Origin of the sequence: Streptococcus parasanguinis (genome assembly GCF_001578955.1) — a bacterium.
GTDB classification, from domain to species: domain Bacteria; phylum Bacillota; class Bacilli; order Lactobacillales; family Streptococcaceae; genus Streptococcus; species Streptococcus parasanguinis_U.
Genome location: NZ_KQ969689.1, coordinates 183,961 through 185,046, shown reverse-complemented (window position 1 = coordinate 185,046; position 1,086 = coordinate 183,961). Strand labels below are relative to the sequence as shown.

Annotated in this window: 1 pseudogene; it reads right to left on the bottom strand. The window is 45.1% G+C overall.

Annotated elements, in window-relative coordinates:
- Positions 1-1,075 (bottom strand): annotated as a pseudogene (locus SPADD19_RS12215) (preprotein translocase subunit SecA); the annotation flags it as partial.
- Between the last annotated feature and the right edge of the window lie 11 nt (positions 1,076-1,086).

The following is a 1,086-nucleotide window of genomic DNA, read 5'->3' as shown; positions in this document are numbered from 1 at the left end:
CTTGACGGGTGAACATATTTGAACGGATCACCGATTCTTCTTCGCTCAACTTGAAGCGATCAAGCACTGCTTTGATCCGTTCAGAACCGAAACGACGCATCAATTCATCTTCAAGAGACAAGTAGAATTGAGATTCACCTGGATCCCCTTGACGTCCTGAACGTCCACGAAGCTGGTTATCGATCCGACGGCTTTCGTGACGTTCTGTCCCGATAACACATAGTCCACCGAGTTCGCGAACACCTTCACCAAGCTTGATATCGGTACCACGTCCGGCCATGTTGGTCGCGATGGTAACAGCACCACGTTGACCAGCGTTCATGATGATTTGCGCTTCTTTGTAGTGGTTTTTCGCATTCAAAACTTCGTGAGGGACACCTGCTTGAACCAACAATTGAGAAAGGTAATCACTGGTTTCAACGGCAACGGTACCTACTAGGACTGGTTGACCTTTTTCATGACGAGACTTGACATCTTCCACAACAGCCTTGAATTTTGATTTCAAGCTTGGGTAGAGAAGGTCTGGATGGTCAATACGGGCAATCGGACGGTTGGTTGGAATTGGAATCACGCGAATGTTATAAATTTCACGGAATTCTTCTTCTTCGGTTTTCCCTGTCCCTGTCATCCCTGACAACTTCTTGTACATACGGAAGAGGTTTTGGTAAGTAATCGACGCAGATGTTTTGGTTTCTTCTTGAACTGGAACACCTTCTTTGGCTTCAATCGCTTGGTGAAGTCCATCAGAATAACGACGTCCTTCCATAGTCCGACCAGTAAATTGGTCGACGATCAAGATTTCTTGATCTTCGCTGACCACATAGTCAATATCCAAAATCATGATGTAGTTGGCACGAAGGGCATTGTCGATAAAGTGAGTCAAAGCTACGTTTTCAATATCGTACAAGTTTTCAAGATTAAAGTAGCTTTCTGCCTTATCGATTCCTGAATCAGACAAACCGATGGTTTTAGATGGGACATCGATAATGTAATCGTCCTCTGTCAAGGTCTTCACATAAGCATCCGCCATGTGGTAGAGCTGGCTCGTATCAGAAGCTGTCTGACCAGAAACGATCAATGGAGTAC